The organism is Lentilitoribacter sp. Alg239-R112 (genome assembly GCF_900537175.1).
Lineage (GTDB): Bacteria > Pseudomonadota > Alphaproteobacteria > Rhizobiales > Rhizobiaceae > Lentilitoribacter.
In genome coordinates, this window is record NZ_LS999833.1 from 2,519,261 (window position 1) to 2,535,282 (window position 16,022).

11 protein-coding genes and 1 pseudogene are annotated in these 16,022 nt (G+C 41.3%); 3 read left to right on the forward strand and 9 right to left on the reverse strand.

The features are described from left to right. Positions 1-55 precede the first annotated feature (55 nt). Positions 56-711, forward strand: a pseudogene (locus tag G3W54_RS19305) (IS3 family transposase); the annotation flags it as partial. 132 nt (positions 712-843) lie between these two features. Here G3W54_RS19305 and G3W54_RS12515 read toward each other — a convergent pair. Together G3W54_RS12515 and G3W54_RS12520 are read right to left on the reverse strand one after the other, a co-directional pair. Continuing rightward, complete coding sequence (locus G3W54_RS12515; protein WP_244627887.1) at positions 844-1,434, reverse strand: sugar transferase; 591 nt, start codon at positions 1,432-1,434, stop codon at positions 844-846. A 35-nt stretch (positions 1,435-1,469) separates the two neighbouring features. Then, the gene (locus G3W54_RS12520) at positions 1,470-3,464 is read right to left on the reverse strand and encodes a nucleoside-diphosphate sugar epimerase/dehydratase (RefSeq protein ID WP_197742828.1); all 1,995 of its coding nucleotides are present in this window, start codon (positions 3,462-3,464) and stop codon (positions 1,470-1,472) included. A 328-nt stretch (positions 3,465-3,792) separates the two neighbouring features. Here G3W54_RS12520 and G3W54_RS12525 point away from each other — a divergent pair, with 328 nt between their 5' ends. Together G3W54_RS12525 and G3W54_RS12530 are read left to right on the forward strand one after the other, a co-directional pair. Further along, positions 3,793-4,545, forward strand: a complete 753-nt coding sequence (locus tag G3W54_RS12525) for a glycosyltransferase family 25 protein (RefSeq protein ID WP_162653359.1) — start codon at positions 3,793-3,795, stop codon at positions 4,543-4,545. After that, positions 4,542-5,759, forward strand: a complete 1,218-nt coding sequence (locus tag G3W54_RS12530; protein ID WP_162653360.1) for an O-antigen ligase family protein — start codon at positions 4,542-4,544, stop codon at positions 5,757-5,759. The genes G3W54_RS12525 and G3W54_RS12530 overlap by 4 nt, the downstream gene beginning before the upstream one ends. A 90-nt stretch (positions 5,760-5,849) precedes the next feature. On the opposite strand, the gene galE is transcribed toward G3W54_RS12530, so the two are convergent. The 7 genes from galE to G3W54_RS12565 all read right to left on the reverse strand — a co-directional run bounded on the left by galE (position 5,850) and on the right by G3W54_RS12565 (position 15,794). Continuing rightward, on the reverse strand, positions 5,850-6,845 hold the full coding sequence (galE, locus tag G3W54_RS12535; protein ID WP_162653361.1) for a UDP-glucose 4-epimerase GalE: 996 nt from the start codon (positions 6,843-6,845) through the stop codon (positions 5,850-5,852). A 240-nt stretch (positions 6,846-7,085) separates the two neighbouring features. Further along, positions 7,086-7,292, reverse strand: coding sequence for a type II toxin-antitoxin system CcdA family antitoxin (locus G3W54_RS12540; protein WP_197742829.1), 207 nt, complete (start codon positions 7,290-7,292; stop codon positions 7,086-7,088). Between the two features lie 554 nt (positions 7,293-7,846). Beyond that, positions 7,847-9,667 (reverse strand): ABC transporter ATP-binding protein, encoded by a 1,821-nt coding sequence (locus G3W54_RS12545; RefSeq protein WP_162653697.1) that lies wholly within the window; start codon positions 9,665-9,667, stop codon positions 7,847-7,849. Positions 9,668-9,689: 22 nt separating this feature from the next. Then, complete coding sequence (locus tag G3W54_RS12550; protein WP_162653362.1) at positions 9,690-10,595, reverse strand: ABC transporter permease subunit; 906 nt, start codon at positions 10,593-10,595, stop codon at positions 9,690-9,692. Next, positions 10,592-11,515, reverse strand: a complete 924-nt coding sequence (locus G3W54_RS12555) for an ABC transporter permease subunit (protein WP_162653363.1) — start codon at positions 11,513-11,515, stop codon at positions 10,592-10,594. The genes G3W54_RS12550 and G3W54_RS12555 overlap by 4 nt, the downstream gene beginning before the upstream one ends. Positions 11,516-11,590: 75 nt before the next feature. After that, a complete protein-coding gene (locus tag G3W54_RS12560; RefSeq protein WP_162653698.1) occupies positions 11,591-13,171 on the reverse strand; it encodes a peptide ABC transporter substrate-binding protein in 1,581 nt (526 codons plus the stop codon). A 427-nt stretch (positions 13,172-13,598) separates the two neighbouring features. Then, positions 13,599-15,794, reverse strand: coding sequence for a glycoside hydrolase family 9 protein (locus G3W54_RS12565; RefSeq protein WP_162653364.1), 2,196 nt, complete (start codon positions 15,792-15,794; stop codon positions 13,599-13,601). Between the last annotated feature and the right edge of the window lie 228 nt (positions 15,795-16,022).

Here is a 16,022-nt window from a genome sequence, read left to right on the forward strand (position 1 = left end):
CCTTTAGCTTGCGGCAACTTAAAATGCAAGTAGTATGCGCAAAAGGAGAACGACTATGCAAACGAAACGTACAGCAGAATTAATGCAGGAAGCAGTTCGGGTTGCGCTTACAAGTGGCCTGACGCGAAAGCAAGTAGCGGCTGATTTTGATATTGGCTTTTCAACATTAAGTAAATAGATACAGCAAGACCGGAACACCACTGAGAAGCCTTCAGTTCAATCTGATCTGGAACGAGAGATTGTGGAACTTCGCAGAGAAAATCGCCTTCTGGGTGAGGAGAGGGAAGTATTAAAAAAGGCAACACAATTCTTCGCGAACCAAAAGCCATGAGGTTTAAGTTTATCGAAGAAAATAGAAATATGTTGCCAGCTGGACGTTTATGCCAAATCATGAATGTCAGCCCGCGTGGTTATAGAGCCTATCGAACCCGCCCAATCAGTCAGCGTCAACGTGAAGACATGGTGTTGCTGGCACACATTCGAGAGCAGCATCGTCTGAGCCTGCAAAGTTATGGTCGGCCACGGATGACCGCAGAGCTGAAAGAGATTGATCTGGGCATCGAACACCGTCGAGTCGGTCGTTTGATGCGCCAAAATAATATATCTGTAATCAGGACCGGCAAACATAAAGTTACAACAGACAGCAATCATAAGTTCAATATTGCACCAAACCTGCTGAACCAGAATTTTACATCAGATCATCCCAATCAATAATGGGTCGTCGATATCAGTTATGTTTGGACCCAAAATGGGCATTGGCGGAATAACACAGATGCAGAAACTTAAAATGGCGCCAAAATTCTACAATTAAACTCACCTAAAATTGGGAGAATTACCAAAGAATTAAGAAAGGTTAACCTTATCGCCCTGCCCTTTGCCCGATACAGTCAAAACCATAATTTTAATATCCTGCACGACGGAACGATATTTTAGATACTCAGCATCGCTCTTGGCAAGCCTAATAGGGTCAGACATGTCAATGTTTCTTATTTGAGACCAACCTGTAATGCCAGGTTTTATCATTAGCACATTACGTTCGATGCGTTCCGCAATCAATCTTTTCTGATTTGGCAAACATGGCCTCGGACCGACAATAGCCATCTCGTTTAAAAGAATATTCCAAGCTTGGGGAAGTTCATCAAGTTTCGTTGCACGCAAGAACCTTCCGCTTTTTGTTATTTTCGTCGCAGAAATTAAGTGACTGGCAGCATCTTCAGTATCTTCATACATAGTACGAAATTTATTACAGATAAAAATTTTACCGTTCAAACCAACCCGTTTCTGACGAAATATCGCAGGACCTGGCGTTTCGAATTTTACCCAAACAAAAATGAATAAAAGTAACCAAGACGTTACAACAAGAATAAATACCGCAGCTGATAAATCGATAAAACGCATAGTAATCTTATAAGGCCAATCGAATTTTTTAATCATGGATAGCAACTTCCAAAACATATAGATTAACAGCGCTAAGCACCACGGTCGATATCAATCACATTCAGGCTGGATCGCACCGTATTTGATTTCAAAGTTTTAGACGATGCATCTGATTGCAACCAGAGAAGATCCGATAATTCACCCTCGGGGGTAAATTCTATAGGCATAGCTAAAAACAACCTTTTAATCTGTTCGATATCAAACTCCCGGCATGCCTGCAGTAGTTTCTCAAGCTTCAAATCAAGCTCCTCACTATCAAGTGAATTTTCCTCTGCACACATTATCCGCGGATGCTCAGTGCCTATTGGATTACCATCAATCAACAACTCTTCGTAGAGCTTTTCACCTGATCTTAAGCCAGAAAACTCAATGCAGATATCACCATTTTCAATTTCTTCAGGACTTGAATCTTCATAATAAGGCTCCAGCCCATGTAATCGGATCATCCGCCGAGCAAGATCCGCGATCTCGACAGGTTCTCCCATATCAAGCAGAAATACATCCCCACCTTTGGCCATGGCACCTGCCTGTATAACCAATTGCGCCGCTTCGGGAATTGTCATAAAAAAACGAGTAATCTTGGGGTGAGTAACAGTCACTGGTCCACCTGCTTTTATCTGTTCTTTAAAACGCGGAATAACCGAACCAGATGAGCCCAAAACATTGCCAAATCGCACCATTGAGATTTGTGTATGCGACTGTCCCTTAGAATAAGCTTGACAGATCAATTCCGCAATACGTTTCGAAGCACCCATGAAATTTGTTGGTCGGACAGCTTTGTCAGTAGATACAAGAGTAAGAGTCTCAACTCCAGCTGCAATTGCAGCCTGGACCAAAACCTTAGTGCCGAAAACATTATTTCGGATACCTTCAACAACGTTTTGCTCGACAAGTGGTACATGTTTATATGCTGCTGCATGATAGATGGTTTGAACTTCAAATGATTTTAGAACAACTTCCAATAGCTCTTTGTTTTGCACAGATCCAACAAGTGGGATGATTTTCGTTTCCAGTTGTGGGTCTAATGTTTCCAATTCATCATGAATTTTATAAAGGGCAAACTCAGAGATATCAAATAACAGAAGAGAATTGGGCTCTTGCAGCACTATTTGGCGACAAAGCTCACTTCCGATTGACCCTCCAGCTCCAGTAACCATCACAACTTTATCTGAAATGTGAGCCTTCAATAAATTCATTCTAGGAGGAACAGCATTTCTTCCTAATAATTCCTCTGCTTGCACAATTTTTAAATCACTAACTTGTGCCCTACCTGATATCAAATCACCAATCGTCGGAATTGTTCTAAGTTGAAGCGTATGCTTCTCAACCCGCTCAATAATCTTTCGTCTTTGGACGTTACTTGCGCCCGGTGCAGCGAGAAGGACAGCCGTAGCACCCATTCTTCGTTTTAATAAATCCAAACTATCTGGAGAATATACTTTTACGGAATTAATTTCCTGACCATGCAATTCTTTATTGTCATCGACGAACGCTACAACAGCGTAATCACCTACATACCGAATAGCATCCAAAAGTTGGCGACCGGTTTCGGCTGCGCCATAGATAACAACATTTACCTTTTGGCGACCTGTTCGCACCCTGTAAAGTGCGCGCCAACCGAACCGAGAGCCACCAATCGCACAGAATAACAACACGGTATAAATAATCGGTACAGAACGGGGAACAGGAAGGACAAACACTTGATCGGCAACAAACATTACAACAGCAGAAATGAATACACTAAACATAATGGTTCGAAGCGCGCGCGAAGAGATGAAACGGAGAACAGCTCGATAAAGACTTAAGTGAATGAAAAGAAAGATAGTAACAGGTAGTACTATAAATAGAACATTCCAAACATCTGGAGTACTAACAAAGTTAAATCCATCAAGTCGCAAAGCCATCGCGCATGCGAAGCAAGTTATAATCAGAATGCAATCAGAGAGAATTTGCAAGAAGCGCTTATATACGCGATCCAAGCTTAAAAGGCGATCCAAGATACGTTCAAAAAATGATAATTGTTTCAAATTCATACACCTTAGATAGACCATTTATAGTAATCTGAATAGTAAATCCATCTACCAATCCAATTATAACTTCCCCACCCTTCAAAAGGGTATCCTTTATAGCAAATGCCTTTATCTAGAGAATACTTAAGTCAGACAAACACTACCAAACTCAAATCTAAAAAAATTTCCCGTATTCAATATTTGCTCAAAAAGAATAATCCCCCAAATTATAGTTCATTTCTCATTGGAAATTTTGATTAAATATATTAGAGCTTTATGCGATCTTTGGTAAAAATGAATTAACCCAAGATAATTAAATACTGTAAGCATACCCATAAGGTATAAAATGTCACACTTCTATGTAATAAATCTCGCACGCTCCAAAGACAGATGGAAAAAATTTACTAAGAACGCTGTTTATTCGAACAAGGCTTTTACCCGCATCGATGCTATCGATGGCAAATTTGTTTCCGAAGACGAATATACCGAATATAACTTGGAATGCTTTCGTAGAAATAATGGTCGCCATCCAAAACCAGGCGAGTACGGTTGTTATTCAAGTCATTTAAAGGCACTGAGAGCATTCAATGGAAGCAATTATAGTTCTGCAGTTATCTTGGAAGATGACATAGAAATTGGCGAAGAACAGATCTCCTTTTGTAACTATTTGGATGAAAACTATACTGAAAAACCATTGCTCATTAAATTAGAAACCAATCGAAAACCTTTTTTTGAACCATTATTAACATCGCCAAGTGGGCAAGAAATTGGACAATGCTGGTTCGGACCAACTGGCGGCTCAGCGGCTTATTGGATAAACAGATCAGGGGCAACCAAGCTATTGAAGACTATGATACCAGGTGACTTACCTTACGATACCATGCTAGAGCGCCCTTGGTATCATGGAGTCCCTACATTTATTACAAGACCAAGCGTCTTCCCTCACCCAACACCTCCCTACTCTGAAATTGGATTGATTACAGGGGATAAATACAAAAAATTTCCCGCTTATAGGCGTTTGTCAACATTTCTATTTAGAACAAAGGAGTTAGTGTTGAGGGTTATGAATAGTATTGCAACTCGGAAAATCCCACAATGAAAACTACGGGAAATTACAAGCTTTTTTCTATACGTCAGAAATATGTAGACGCTATTCTTATAACGATGATGCCAATTTCATTTCTGTTATACACAAGCGCTCCGTCGATAATAATTTTATTTTTCGCTTTTTTTGGCATGTGGATGATATTTCAGAAACCAAAATTATTGGACGATAATAGGACGGTTCTTATTAGCAGCGTATCTGTCGCCATGTATATGCTTATCAACATTCTGGTAATTGGGTTTAGTACCGGAGTTTGGAATGGCTTGAATGATGTATTTCCTCTATATTTCGTTTTAACAATACCAATCATTATAGGGCTAAGCTTAGTCCGAAACTCAATGAAGTACTTAATTCTTGGCTGTCGAATAGCCGCAATTATATTTGTAATCCTTTCAACATATACTTTAATAGAAAATAGTTCACAGCGTATTGGCTTCGGTACGAACCCGATCATTACAGCATATCTGCTAATGATTTACGCTTGCATTAGTAGATTTAGAATAAACAACACGGAGAAAATATGGGTGGGTGGAATATATTTCTACGCTGGCATTGTAAACGCAATTGCAACAGGTACGCGAATAATAATTGTGTTTTATATCGTTGTTATAATATTAGAATTTTTATTCCTAATTTATAGATTATTCAAAAAAGAGGATAATGCGAGGAGAAACCTCTTCCTGGCATTTTTTCTGCCAAGCATATTCATCATCCTATGCCTAAATTATGCGGAAGTATTACGTATACAAAGTACATTAGACGTATTGACCTCTGGCAATATCCTCCTGGATGAAGCAGTAAAATTGCGAGTTTACATGCTGGAATTTGGCTGGAGTACTTTCACACAAAACATTTTATTCGGAATAGGTGCCTCCAATATTCACAGCGAACTAAGTGTCTATCTGCAAGAATTGCATAATATTAAGTTTGCAGCCAGACAACTTCATAACATGTATATACATGAACTCGCAGCCCATGGCATCATCGGCGCTAGCTTGATACTTTTTTATCATAGTGTGGTTTATAGGGCTATTGCCAGACATTTTAAAGAATTGCCAGAAACCCATAGCGTGTATCTTCTATTTTTGGGTATTCTAATATTTGGATTAACTGGTTCCTACATAACTGATGACCGGATGGTGTTATTCACAATTTTTGTCTTTGCCACATTAATAAAGTCAGCAAAAAGATCTGAACCAAATATCTAGCACTACGCTACATATGCTAGATATCAAAAAAACGATTAGTTGTTGGTTCAGAAAATCCGCACTAATCAAATTAGCAATCGCCTAAAGGACTTATAATCTTCCGTCTTCTAATATTTTTCTTTCCCAAGCCAATGCGCTTGAAACTATTTCATCTATATTCGCATGCTGTGCCACCCATCCAGTTCTATCCCGCAGGCGTGACGTATCGGCTATCAAAAAAGGAGGATCCCCAGCTCGGCGGTTACCATATTTGATATTAAGATCTACACCACTAACCCTTTGGACTGCATCAAGAATTTGCTTGACTGAATGTCCACGCCCATTACCACAATTAAAGATATCTGACGCATCTTTCTGAGTCATATAATTCAAAACATCTAAATGAGCGTTGGCTAAATCAGAGACATGAATAAAATCACGAATACACGTACCATCAGGCGTATCATAGTCGGTACCATATATTTCTACAGATGGACGTAGCCCCAGAACCGCCTGACAGGCTACTTTGATCAAATGGGTTGCCAAGGGCGCTGACTGACCCGTCCTAAGGTTTAGATCTGCACCAGCGACATTAAAATACCGTAAGACGGCATAACGAAATCCATGAGACTTTGCAGCATCCGACAGAATTTGTTCTGTCATAAGTTTTGAATGACCATAAGGATTAATAGGAATCGTTGGAAAAATCTCTTTAACTCTGCCTCTGTCTGGACTACCGTATACCGCAGCTGTGGATGAAAAGATAAAACGTTGCACGTTATGTTTCACGCAGGCTTCAATCAAAGCAAGCGAAGCATAGGTGTTATTTCTGTAGTATTTAATAGGATTTTCAACGGATTCACCCACTACAATCGAACCTGCAAAATGAATTACTGTGTCTGGTAAGAACTTCTTGAGAACCTGTTCCACTTTAGGTTTATCAACGAGATCCACCTCATAAAAAATAACTTTGGGTGGTATATTTTCTCTGCGGCCTGTGGACAAATTATCGATAATTGCTACATCATAACCTTGGTCTAGAGCCGCAAGTACCGTCTGACTGCCAATATATCCGGCACCACCCGTAATTAAAATCTTTTTAGTCAAATAAAACCCCAAAAAACTACGTTTCAACAAACGCTCACAACTACTTTGACATCAGTATTGTTGGATGAACTACGAGGAAATGGGACGTAAAACATCAGTTTGGACGAACCCTACCATCAAAACAGCCCTTTTAAACACAGAAAGCAATCCATATTCTACATATTATTTAATGGCTATGGGTATCGACTTGAACACCAATAACTAAATTTTCTTCTGACACATATTCGAAAATTTCATATTTTACCATCTAAATAATCTATCTGAATACAAAGGTAATTCACGTCCTTCAACAAAATCATTTGAGCTTTGAATAGCTGTTTGATTTTCAATTTTCCATTGTGGAACTTTAAGCTTACTCACTGCTTGGACAATACCGATTTCTACCGCTTCAGATAAATTGATATTCAGGTCTTTTGCAGTCAATAGTACTGCGCTATCAATTGACATGTTCGTCACTTTTTGTCGGGTTTGGTCTCATATTGTGCGTCACCATATCATTCATCAAAGTTAAGCTGCAACATTGTTACCATGATAAGTCAGAGTCAAAAATTTCTTTTGGCAAATCAGAAGACAGTTTTTTCTAGCACACTCCTAGCACAGCAAAAGCAAGCTATTGAAACCACTGAAGAATATAGCCGGTTACCATATTTGCCAAGGTTAAGGTCGAGCGCTTGAACCGCTTCACCCGCTCCAATTTTCTCTATAATTACAATGACTTATATAATCACTTAACAAAGCCATGTACTAAGCTATTTGCTAGCACTGTGTTAGCACAGTCACTGACCCTTACACTTTTTTGGTGCGGGGTATTTGGGTGTAGTTCAAATCATTGGTTGATTTTGCTTTTGGCGGGAAACAATCTAGCACATCGCTAATACATTGGTGTTTTGAACGCTTTCAATAACGCTTAGCAATGCTGCTAAACTATTTGTATTTGTGTGAAATCTCAAATATTGGTCAAACTTAACAATAACTTGGCGATGTAAAACAGGACTGCGTAACTACTCAATCAAGCCTTCAATTCCATCGTGTTCCGCATATAGATGCCCATTACCGCAATCTAATATAGTCGGTCGAAAGGATTTTATATCCTCAAGTTTAAGTTCACTTATTTTCGAGGGCAAAAATCTAAGTCTTGACGCTGGATCGAGAGGTGACATCCCTTGCCCCTTTAGTTTGATCCGCCTCCGGTTTCGCTCAATTTTCGGATCTGGTATAGGAACAGCAGAGATTAACTGCTTGGTATATGGGTGTTGCGGATTTTCAAACATCTCGTCGTTTGTTGCAAGCTCAAGCATGTTGCCAAGATACATTACAAGGATTCGATCAGAGATATCTCTAACGACAGATAAGTCGTGAGAGATAAATAACATGGATAATCCCATTTCTTTCTGCAAGTCTCTTAGCAATTCGATGATTTGCGCCTGAATGGACACATCAAGAGCCGATACGGCTTCATCGCAAATCACAAGTTTCGGGTTCATGATCACAGCTCTTGCAATCCCGACACGTTGATTTTGACCACCTGACAATTCATGCGGATAGCGATTGATCATCGAGGATGGTAGACCCACTCGTTCCATCATCTCGCAGACGCGTTTCTTGCGCTCCTCCGCCGACATTTCAGGAGCAAAAATTCGCATTGGTTCCATAATAGACGAACCAATTGTCATCGACGGATTAAGGCTGGCCATCGGGTCTTGGAAGACAATTTGCAAGTCACGTCGCTGCGCGCGCAACTCGTCTTCATTCATATCCGTGAGATTGTTACCAAGCCACGATACACTTCCCGCATTGGCTGAAACTAACTGTAACACAGCGCGGGCGAGAGTTGATTTTCCACTTCCCGATTCACCAACAATACCGAGCGTTTCGCCTCTATTAAGATTAAAGCTGACGCCATCCACGGCCTTCAAATCAATTGGTCGCGAGAAAAGGCCAGTAGGAATACCGAAACTGACATTTAAATTTTCAACAGACAGGAACTCTTTTGTGGTTGTATTATTTTGAATGGTGCTTTTTTTGTCGCCGCGTGGTTCATCAATTCTTGGCATCGCGTCAAGCAACATACGAGTGTAGTCTTCTTTTGGTTTAGCAAATATGTCTTCGGTCAATCCAGCCTCTACATATTGACCATGGCGCATTACTTGAATCCGGTCACACATTCTCGCTACCACACCCATGTCATGCGTAATCAGAACAATAGCCGTTCCTTGATCTTTCCGCAGCGTATCCATGATATCAAGAATTTCAGCCTGAATGGTTACATCAAGCGCAGTCGTTGGTTCATCAGCTATCAAAACATCTGGATTGCATAACATAGCCATTGCGATCATCACCCGTTGGCGCATACCGCCAGACAGTTCGAATGGGTATTGTTTTAATCTGCGCTTAGCTTCGGGTATTTGTACTCGGTTAAGCCATTCCAAACATTTAGCATTGGCGTCTGCATCGTTCATGTTTTGATGAAGTGACAATACTTCACGCATCTGGTCGCCAATGCGCATGTGAGGCGTGAGTGATGTAAGCGGATCCTGGAAGATCATTGATATTTTTGATCCGCGAATTTTATTAAGCGTCTTTAGGTCTAAATCCAGTAAATTTTGACCTCTAAAGTCGATCTTACCACGCATTCTGCCGTTTTTGCTCAATAGGCCCATTGCGGCCAAAAAAGTCTGACTTTTTCCAGAGCCTGATTCACCAACCACACCGAGACATTCACCCGCATCAATGTGGCAATCTATGCCCTTAACAGCCTCGACAACGCCATCTGTGGTATCAAAATCAACATAAAGATCTTCTATTGTAAGTAATCGGGTCATTGCTTCTGATCCATCATCATTATTAGTCTTTTGTATCGAACGCATCGCGCAGGCCATCGCCAATGAAGAGTAAACTCAACAGCAACAAAATAAGAAATCCAGCAGGGAACCAGAGCAACCATGGCAGCACTTCCAGAACATCAGCCCCTTCTGAAATAAGTGTCCCTAGCGAAGTTAATGGCTCTTGAACACCAAACCCTAAATAGGACAGAAAACTCTCTGTAACCACAATTTCAGGAATGGTCAGCGCTGCATAAATCACAACAGGGCCAGTTAGATTGGGAACTATATGACGAAAAACGATGCCAAATGTACTGCGACCAGATGCACGCGCTGCTTCCACAAACTCGCGGTTCTTCAAAGACAGGGTCTGTCCACGCACGATCCTAGCCATCGTCAACCATTCAAGCGCACCAATAGCTGCAAATAGCAGGTAAACATTTCGCCCAAATATGACCATCAAGAGTATTACAAATAAGATGTACGGGAGAGCATACATAATATCTACAAACCGCATCATAGCTTGGTCAACACGTCCGCCTACATATCCGGCGATCGCACCATAAGAAACTCCAATGACGATCGATACAAATGTCGCAACGACCGCAACTGCAAGCGAAACCTGCGTCCCATAGAAAGTCCTAGCCAGAAGATCACGGCCATTTTGATCTGTACCGAAATAATGCCCCGTTTCGATTGATGGCGCTATTCGAAATGCGTTCCAATCCGGATCTTCGTAATTGTAGGGAAGAAGCATAGGACCAATAAACGCAGCCAAAATAAGTATCGATAAAACAATGATTGCAATCATTGAGGCTTTGTTACGTCTTAGACGTGTTAGAGCTTCTTGCCAGAGGGAACGTCCGGTAATTTCTTCATTCTCAATTGCACCATCAATAATTGATTTTTTAATAGATCGTAAAATCATCTAGACCTCACTCTCGGGTCAAGCCACGCGTAAAAAATGTCAACGAGGAGGTTAAGGATTAAAATAAGAACCATGTAAAACACCACTGTTCCCAACACCATGCCGTAATCACGACTTAACGCCGCATTGATAAAATAGCGACCAATACCAGGAAGTCCAAATATGGTTTCAACCACCAGAGACCCAGTTAGCAAGTAGCTAGCGGCTGGCCCCAGATAAGATAAAACAGGCATAAGTGCAGGTCTAAGCGCATGACGCAGAACGATCATCGGTGACCCTAACCCTTTTGATCTGGCGGTCCGAATAAAGTTCGAAGACAAAACCTCAATCATCGACCCCCGCATAAGCCTTGAAATTCGCGCAATATGTGGAAAGGCAAGAACTGCAACGGGTAAAACAAGATAGCGAGCTGATCCGTCACCCCAGCCACCTACTGGCAACCAATCCAATTCGATTCCAAAAAATAACTGCAATATAGGTGCCAGCAAAAAGTTGGGAATTACCAAACCTAACAAGATTATGGCTGCGATAAAGTGATCACCAAATGCATTGCGATTTAATGCGCCATACACACCTGCAAGAACACCAAAAAAAATAGATATGAAAAAAGCCGTGCCACCCAAAATAAGAGTAAATGGCAAACCAATTCCTATTTGTTCTGCAACTGTGAAATCTTCCGTTGTGAAAGACGGGCCTAAATCGCCCTGCAGTACATCGGTTATATAAATAAAATATTGCTGCATAAGAGGCTTATCCAGATTGTAATGCGCGGCAAGGTTTTCCTTAACCGCCTCTGGCATTGGCCGCTCTTCATCGAAAGGGCCTCCAGGCGCGAGCCGAAGAACAAAGAAACAGACTGTTATTGCGATCCATAGAACAGGAAGTGCCGTTAGGGATCTGCGAAGTGCATAGCTGAACATAGGCGTTTAACATCCCGTCAGCCCGAATTTATATAATGCAATTCGGGCTGATAAGAAGTTCCAATTTAGAAGTTACTACTCAGAGATATCGAGCCAACGCGTACGATGAATATCGAAAGCATTGTTCTTATAGCCCGTGATTTTTGGTGAAACCACATTGCGAGCCAGATAGTAGTAGATTGGAATTGAAGCCGATTCATCAAGCGCGAGTTGCTCAGCTTGTTTGAGCATCATTTCACGTTTTGCAACGTCAGTTGATGCATTTGCTTCATTTACCAACTTATCAAATTCTGGGTTGGAATAACGACCATAATTGTAATTCACGCCAGATTTTAGAAGGTTCAAAAAGTTGTCGGCATCATTATAATCGGCCAACCATCCTGCGCGGGCAACCTGTAGATCGCCTTCCTGCAAGTCAGCGTAGTGAACTTTTGTTTCAGTATTGAACAGTTCAACTTCAACATCAATTGCTTTCCACATGGCTGAAATTGCAACTGCAATTCGTTTGTGGTTTTCATTTGTATTATAACGCAACTGAACTTTCAGCTTGTTGCCATCGTTAAAGCCTGCTCCAGAAAGTAGTTCCTTCGCTTTTGCGACTTTATCATTGTAAGGCATGTCTTTCCATGAAACCGTTGCAGGCTCGGCATAATTAGCCATCCCTGGCGGAACCCAAGAGTAAGCTGGCAATTCGCCAGTGCCCAAGATAGACGGCCCAATCACTTCACGATTAACCGACATGGATAGCGCCTGGCGAACATCAGCATTATCAAATGGAGGTTTTGTTGTGTTGACTGCATAATAGTAAAGACCAGCATATGGCGCGACTTGCGCTTGACCGGGTAGATTTTCTTCCATCCATGCGTATTGGTCAGTTGGGAACTCCGTCAGGATATCAAATTCGCCAGCGCGGTAGCGTTTTAGAGCAGCCGACTCATCCTCCAAAACAAAGAATTTTACATTCTCGATTTTTACATTTGCAGCATCGTGAAAGGTCTCGTTCTTTGTTGTTGTAACGTGTGAACCTGGCACCCATTCTGTTGGCTTGTAGGCGCCGTTCGTAACAATGTTTTCGACTCTCATCCAATCACCACCCTTAGCTTCGACAACGTGTTTAGGCAAAGGGTAAGCTGTATAATGGGTCAAGGCACCCAAGAAATAAGGCGTTGGTTGCTCAAGTGTAATTTCAAGCGTTTTATCATCAATTGCTTTTACACCAAGTTCACTTATATCCGTGATCTTGCCGCTGTTTATCATTTCGGAGTTTTTAATTGAATATTGCAGATAAGCGTAGTTAGCCGCAGTTTCAGGGTCCATCAATCGTTGAAACGAAAATACAAAATCGCCAGCTGTTACAGGCGTTCCATCAGTCCATGTAATATCATCACGAAGTTTGAAAGTATAGGTTAGTTGATCATCTGATATCGTCCAGCTTTCAGCTTGGCCAGCGATTGGCTCAGCATTGATATCTTCTGTTACCAAGCCTTCAAAGATGTCACCAACTATGCGGTTTTCCCAATCTCCTGAAACTTTGTGAGGATCAAGTGAACTTGGATCTCCCCCATTGTGAATGTTGAGAGTTTTAGCTGATACACCGCCTGCAAGAACTAGTCCTGCCGTTAGCGCTATCAGATATTTTTTGATATTTGAGCTAATCATTTATACCTCCTTATAAACTGTGTTGCACATCTTTGAAGTGTAGTCTGATTATCTTCGCATTGGCTAATGCTCATTTCAAATAACCTATGCGGTTGCTGTATAGTCAAGAAAAATCATGGCATATCCGCAACTCGCACGAATTCGAAAGATGTCTAACGCAATGTAAAGACCTCTCTAAGTCCGCCCATGAATTTGCATCAAAATTAAATTGCAGAGATGTAAATCCCTGTCCAATTCTACTTTTCGCTAACTGAAAAGGGATAATCTACATATCAACCATTCCCAAATTCATCCCATCTAGAAAATGAGCATCTAAAGTTGGAAACCGAGAAGTTCAAATTTGGTGTTTGCCCCGATATTAATAAAATAATTCGATTATGGCAGAACGTGGCTCCTGCTGTTTGCAGTTTTAGTTTGAATTAGTTCAGTGCGTTTTTGCTGCTAACAAACTTGCATAAAGAGCCCACGCCGATTGCCAGTTAATGGCCACTTCATTCGTGGTAAAGTTCATATTGTCATCAATATAGCTGCGCATTGGTGGTGCATTTCCATCTAGTCCAGATGAGTTTGGACCACCTGATATAAACCCTGCAGGTAATTCTATGCGACCTGATGTGCTCGGCCCAAAATAAGCAGCTTTTACTGAGTTAGGAAGCTGGCCGGTGACATAGGTTTTATTGAGTGGATTAAGACCAAAGAAGTAATGAAGTTGCATTTCAGCGCTATCAATAAAAGCTTTCTCACCGCTAAGATGTGACCACAGGGCCCAATGCCAACCAATTGTTGCGAACACTCCGTTGGAGCCCCAATAAAGATCGCCATCATCTGAAACTGGAACCCCCCAAGAAGATTGAGCCTGTAGGTTACGCCAGTTATTTGATGCGCTGCGTAATATTTTCATTACAGATTTCTTAGTTCTGCTATCCAGCTTATTGGATGTAGCAAGCGCCCAAACGCCTAATAGATCTACAGTACGCCAATTCACATCATATTCTCTAGCCTCCATCTTGGGTTTGAGATTTTTCAAATCAGCATATGCGGTTGCAAATGCGGTATTATTCTCCGTCAGCGCAGCGTAAGCTGCATGAGCAAAAAACCTTTCATCACTATCATCATCATCATCGTAAGCACCACCATATTCATCACCCTCATAGGATTGATCAATCATTTTAAGCTCTCGATTTTCATCAAGCCAGTTCAGTGCCTTTTCCGCAGAAATTTTAAAATCCATCCCGCGTTTTTGATAAATTTCATCTTCTTGTGTGAGATATAGTTTTGCTGCAAGTGACATTGCAGCCGCAAAATTTGCAGTCGCAGTTGTTGTAACAGGCATAAGCCATTTGGTTGCCCTGTCATCTTCCGGTGCCGTCGTGGCAGACGGCCATTTCCGAGTTGTTGCCTTGTGATAAACCGCACCATCTGCACGTTGCATTTTATAAAGCCAACTCAGCTCGGTGTCTGCAACACGCAGCCAGTCCGCAACATTTGCGGATGTGTTTCCAACTTTATTGATGTCATGCGACAACACATCAGAGGCAATTAAACCTGTGATTAGCATAAGCGAAACGCTATAAGCTCCATTGACGCTATATTTTCCGTAATCGCCGGCATCAAACCAGCCGCCGCTAACATCTTTTGTTTCAGTTGGCACATCAAAATCTATAGCGCCTAGATCCTGTTGGTGTGCTTTTGGATAAGGGCCATTAGGACCACTTGTTATCCAGTAAAAGGCACCCCAAGCCTGATCACGAAGCTTTTTTATATGTGAATTTCCTGTATTAACCTCAAATGAAGCTTTTGTTTCTTGAGTATATTCACCAAATGACGGAACGATTAAATCGTATTCTCCTGCGGTCAGATCACTTAAATCGATTGCATTAACATGACTGCCAGAAATGGCAGTTCTCCGCTTCGGCAAACTAATATCAATTTCCTTGATGCGTCCACTTGCTTTGTTATTCAAATATATTTTAGTTTTTGTTTTCAAGGCACGACGCTCACGATCATACCATTCAATATAGGCAGTTTTAGAACTACCCTCTCTATATCCGAGCGTTGAGACGTGCGGACGTTGCACATGTGATTGAGGCCAAACAACGACCTTCATATTGCTGAGTTTGATTTCATAATTTTCTGCACCTGCGGTCATAAGCGCAAAGCTAGATAGTGATAGTTCTGACTCTGACATAGAGAGTGCGATTTTCTGAGATCTTGCAGGAATGAAGCCTCGACCATCAGAGACAATTTTATTAAATGAAACTGCACCATTTTCATCTAAAGCCGGTTCCGCCTCCACACCATTGATAATGGGTTGAAATAGTTGGTCACCCCAAAGTGGTTTGTGTTTCTCACCGACAATCAAATCAAAACTTAAAATCTTTCTGCCAAATGGAAGCGCCTGATTAATAGATATTTTCCACATCGACGCATCATTAAACGGGCCGTAACCCAGATCACGCAGAACGAAAGTTTGACCTTCGAGATTTGAAAAAATCCTACTTTTACCCCAAGCATCTTCTGGTAACGAGGAGATTTTTATCGGGATTTCAATCCGATGTTCGCTCGAAACCGCCGGCAAAACAGGGGTTATCGCTAACAATAATAAATATGAAAATGTCATTACAACGCGAATGAACACCAAATAACCTCACTGAATCAAAAGATGACGTAAATTTCGCAGACTTAAGAGAATTTATAAACCCTACGCAGTAAGTAACTACTATTATCGTTAACGATAAACATGGTTCGAAATACCGTTCTCCGAGCTTTATATGTTTGACACTTGAATTTCTAGCTATCTTAAAAGATCTACATGCGAGTTTAATAAAAGATTGTGACTAAAAATGAG